This window comes from Kitasatospora sp. NPDC036755 (assembly GCF_040636595.1).
Lineage (GTDB): Bacteria > Actinomycetota > Actinomycetes > Streptomycetales > Streptomycetaceae > Kitasatospora.
This window is the reverse complement of the sequence record NZ_JBEZUT010000478.1, coordinates 1-4,688: the sequence shown is the minus strand read 5'-3', so window position 1 is coordinate 4,688 and position 4,688 is coordinate 1. Positions and strand designations below refer to the sequence as shown.

At 77.4% G+C, this 4,688-nt stretch carries 4 protein-coding genes; all 4 read right to left on the bottom strand.

The features are described 5' to 3' along the window. Positions 1-98: 98 nt before the first annotated feature. Positions 99-596: a tRNA (adenosine(37)-N6)-threonylcarbamoyltransferase complex ATPase subunit type 1 TsaE gene (gene tsaE / locus AB0E96_RS38325; RefSeq protein ID WP_359831042.1), complete on the bottom strand. Its 498-nt coding sequence runs from the start codon at positions 594-596 to the stop codon at positions 99-101. 128 nt (positions 597-724) lie between these two features. Then, positions 725-1,966 carry an alpha/beta hydrolase gene (locus AB0E96_RS38320; protein WP_359831040.1) on the bottom strand — a complete coding sequence of 414 codons (1,242 nt, stop codon included), beginning with the start codon at positions 1,964-1,966 and terminating at the stop codon, positions 725-727. Beyond that, entirely contained in the window at positions 1,963-3,162 is a 1,200-nt protein-coding gene (gene alr, locus AB0E96_RS38315; RefSeq protein ID WP_359831039.1) for an alanine racemase, read from the bottom strand. Before alr ends, AB0E96_RS38320 begins: the two co-directional genes overlap by 4 nt. A gap of 104 nt (positions 3,163-3,266) precedes the next feature. After that, on the bottom strand, positions 3,267-4,688 hold a 1,422-nt coding region (locus AB0E96_RS38310; RefSeq protein WP_359831037.1), incomplete at its 5' end, for an NAD(P)H-hydrate dehydratase.

The following is a 4,688-nucleotide window of genomic DNA, read 5'->3' as shown; positions in this document are numbered from 1 at the left end:
CGGTCCGACAACCGCTCACCCGCAGGCGACTTGACCTGCCCCACCCTCGCCACACCACGACCAACGAGGCATGGACCACAAAGTCACCGGCATTGGCCCTAGCCCAGGTCCGCCAGTGCCGCGTCCGCCCAGCGCGGGCCGATGCCGGTCAGCACCACCCGGCGCGGGTCCTGGTCGTCCTCGGCCGCGGTGCCGCCGATGGCGCGCTCGATCCGGACCTCCAGGCGGTCCTCGGACAGCCGCTCGACCTTGCCCTCGCCCCACTCGACCACGACCACCGACTCGGGCAGCGAGACGTCCAGGTCGAGGTCCTCCATCTCGTCCAGGTCCCCGCCCAGCCGGTACGCGTCCACGTGCACCAGCGCCGGGCCGCCGACCAGCGACGGGTGCACCCGGGCGATCACGAAGGTCGGCGAGGTCACCGCGCCGCGGACCTGCAGCCCCTCCCCCAGCCCCCGGGTCAGCGTGGTCTTCCCCGCCCCCAGTTCGCCAGAGAGCAGCACCAGGTCGCCCGGCCGCAGCAGCGCGGCCAGCTCCCGGCCGAGCCGGCCCATCCGCTCCGGCGTGGGGACGGTGAGAGTGGCGTGCGAGCCCATGCGCGTGTCTTGCCCTTCGGTCCGTATCGGCGCACCGACCACCGGCCGCCACCGCTTACCGTGCCACATGACCGCGCCCCGGTGCCGCGAGCGGGCCCGCCGACGGACCGGCGGGGCGCTCCCCGGGATCACGCCGGGTCGACGACGGCCTCCGCGGCCCGCGCCCCGGCCAGGTCGAGGACGCCCGCGGGCAGCGGCGCGGCCCCGGCGAAGGCGGCGGCCCGGCGCAGCAGCCGGGCCAGCTCGTGGTCGACCGATTCCGGGCGCTCCAGCATCACCAGGTGCCCGGCGCCCTCGGCCAGCACCAGCTCGGCCCCGGGCAGCCGCTCGGCCATCGCCTCGCTGTGCGTCGAGGGCGTCAGCAGGTCCTTCGTCCCGGCCATCACCAGCGCCGGCAGGCCGCGCAGGGCGGCCAGCGCCTCGTACTTCTCGTGCGCGCCGAACACCGGGTAGAACTCGGCGACCACGTCGATCGGGGTGGCGTCCAGCAGTTGCTCGGCGAAGCGCACCACACCGGGGTCGACGTCCCGGCCGCCGAAGGAGAACCTCCGGTAGAACACGGCGGCCACGTCCGAACCCAGCCGCCTGGTCGCCTCGACCAGGTCGACCTGGCGGCCCAGCAGCTTCACCACCCCGGGCGCGACCTTCTTGAACAGCTTCGCGCCGGCCCTCGGCAGGCCGAGGCTGACCTCGTTCCAGTCCCCGGCGAGGGTGCCGATCAGCGCCACCCCGGCCACGCGCTCGCGGAACAGCTCCGGGTGCTGGTCGGCCAGCGCCATCACCGTCATGCCGCCCATCGAGTGGCCCACCAGCACCAGCGGCCCGGTCGGGGCGACGGCGTCGATCACCGCCTTGAGGTCGCCGCCCAACTGGTCGATGCCGGCCGGCTCGCCCGCCAGGTACGAGCGGGAACGCTCGGAGCGGCCGTGGCTGCGCTGGTCCCAGAAGACCAGTCGCATGCCCTCGCGCAGCGCGGCCCGCTGGAAGTGCCAGCTGTCCTGGTTGAGGCAGTAGCCGTGGCAGAACACCACGGTCAGCGGTTCGGGGCCGCCGCCCGCCCGCTCCCCGTCCGGCTCGTCCCAGCCGGTGCCGTCCAGCTCCACGTACAGCTCGGTGCCGTCCGGCGCGGCCACCGTCCGCGGACGGCCGCGCAGCGAGCCGTACGGCGCGTTCGCGTCCAGCTCGGCCCGGGCCCGGCGGCGCGTCGCCCGTCCGACGGTCAGCCGCTCCACCGCGACGCCCGCGGCCGCCCCGGCCGCCAGGACGCCGACCGAGATGCCGATCAGACCCGCCCGGCTCACCCCGGAGGCGACGCCGGCCGCCTTGGCGACCGCCGCGACCGGGCTGCCCTCGGCGGGTGCGTCGGTCATGCCGACGGGCCCCCGGCGTGGCTGCCGCCCAGGTAGCGGCGGGGCACCCGGGCGCCGATCCGGGTGATGATCTCGTAGGAGATGGTGCCGCAGGCGCGGGCCCAGTCCTCGGCGGTGGGCTCGCCGCGGTCGCCGTTGCCGAACAGCAGCACCTCGTCGCCGATCGCCGGGGTGTCGCCGCCGAGGTCCACCACGAACTGGTCCATCGCGACCCGGCCGGCCACTGTGCGCCACTTGCCGTCGATCTGCACCGGGCCGGTACCGCTGGCGTGCCGGGGGATGCCGTCGCCGTAGCCGAGCGGGACCAGGCCCAGGGTCGTCTCGCCGGGCGTCGTGTAGTGGTGGCCGTAGCTGACCCCGTGCCCGCCGGGGACGTGCTTGACCAGTGCCAGCCGCGCGGTCAGCGCCATCACCGGGCGCAGCCCGAAGTCGGCCGGCGAGCCCACCTCGGGCACCGGCGACAGCCCGTACGCGGCCAGGCCGGAGCGGACCAGGTCGAAGTGCGACTCGGGCAGCAGCAGGGTGGCCGGGGAGTTCGCCAGGTGCCGGACCTCGGGGCGCAGCCCGGCGGCCTCGGCCGCGGCCAGCGCGGCGCGGTAGGAGTCCAGCTGGGCCTGGATCGACGGGTGACCGGGCTCGTCCGCCGCGGCGAAGTGCGACCAGACGCCGACGACCGTCAGCAGCCCCTCCGCCTCGGCCCGGCGGGCGGCGGCCACCAGCCGCGGCCAGTCGTGCGGCTGGCAGCCGTTGCGGCCGAGGCCGGTGTCGGCCTTCAGGTGCACCCGGGCCGGGATGCCGGTCTCGCGCACGGCGGGCAGCAGCTCGTCCAGCGCCCACTGGCCGCTGACCGAGATGTCCAGGTCCGCGCGCAGCGCCTCGCGCCACGGGCCGCCCGGCGTCCACAGCCAGCACAGGATGCGGGCCTGCTCCGGGCGGATGCCCGCGGCCCGCAGCGCCAGCGCCTCGTCCGGCGTCGCGCAGCCGAGCCAGCCGACCCCGTTCGCGACCGCCTCGCGGGCGCACTCGACCGCGCCGTGGCCGTAGGCGTTCGCCTTGACCGCGAGCATCACCGACGCGCTGCCGACGCGCTCGCGCAGCGTGACGAGGTTGCCGCGCAGGGCGGCGAGATCGATCGTGGCCTCGGCCCGCAGGCCGTCGGTGCGGGTGGCTGTGCCGGTCGTGTTCGCAGTTGTCATCAGGGTCAGTCTCCCAGACGTCCCGGAGTCCTCGCCGAACGGCCCGTCGGCACGGCGGACCCCTACGCCGCTCCGACGTGCGGCGGACCGCCCGTTCACCCCGTTCAGGACGCGGTGACCGGACGTTCCGGTTCCGTCGGCCGTCCCCCGCGGACCGCCCGCCAGACCGCCGGCAGCGCGTCGGCCACCGCGAGCGCCGTGGTCGGGGCGCCCGGCCGGCCCGCCGCCTCGCGGCCGGCCAAGCCGTGCAGGTAGGCGGCCACCGAGGCGGCGTCCAGCGGTGCGAGTCCGGCCGCCAGCAGGGAGCCGGCCAGCCCGGCCAGGACGTCGCCGCTGCCCGCGGTGGCCAGCCAGGAGGTGCCGGTGGGGTTCACCCGGACGGCCCCGCCCGGGTCGGCGACCACCGTGGTGGAGCCCTTCAGCAGCACCGTCGCGCGGTAGCCGGCCGCCAGTCGGCGGGCGGTGGTCAGCCGGGCCGCGGCGAGGTCGTCGGCGGCCGGCGGCGTACCGCCCCCGATGCCCGCGAGCAGCCGGGCGGCCTCGCCGGTGTGCGGGGTGAGCAGGGTGGGCGCCGTGCGGCCGGCCAGCGCGTCCGGGCCCAGCCGGCCCAGTTCGGTCAGCCCGTCCGCGTCCACCAGCACCGGGACGTCGGCCGCCAGCGCCTCGGTCAGCGCCTGCCGCGCCCCCTCGCCGCCGCCCGGCCCGACCACCCAGGCCTGCACCCGCCCGGCCCCGGCCGGCCCGCCCTCGGTGACCAGCGCCTCCGGGAAGCGCCGCACCACCTCGTCGGCCGCCGTGCCCACGTACCGGACGGCGCCCGCGCCGCCGTGCAGCGCCCCGGCCACCGCCAGCAGCGCCGCCCCCGGGTAGGTCGCCGAGCCCGCCGCCACCCCGACCACGCCGCGCCGGTACTTGTCGCTCTCCGCGCCGGGCACCGGCAGCAGCGCCGCCACGTCCGTGTGCTGCAGGGCCGTCATCTCGGGCTCCGGCAGCTCCAGCCCGATGCCGACCAGCTGCAGCGCGCCCGCGTACGAGGCCCCCGGGTCGACCAGCAGCCCGGGCTTGTACGTGCCGAAGCAGACCGTGACGTCGGCGCGCAGCGCGGCGCCCGGCACCTCGCCGGTGTCGGCCTCCACCCCGCTCGGCAGGTCCACCGCCACCACGATCCCGGCCCGCGGGGTCCGCGCGTACGGCAGGGCCCGCGGGCGCAGTCCGCCCCGGCCGCCGATGCCGACGATGCCGTCCAGCACCAGGTCCGCGCGCGAGAAGTCGGCCAGGCCGACGTCCTGCTCCGCCGTCACCCGTCCGCCGGCGGCCCGCAGCGCGGCCAGCCCGCCCGGGTGCGCCTTCTCCGGCGCCAGCAGCACCGCCGTCACCCGCGCCCCGCGCCGGGCCAGCGCGGCCCCGGCGTACAGGGCGTCACCCCCGTTGTCCCCGCTGCCCGCGAGCACCGTCACCCGGCTGCCGTACACCCGCCCCCGGCGCCGGGTCAGCAGCCGCGCGCAGGTAGCGGCCAGCCCAGCTGC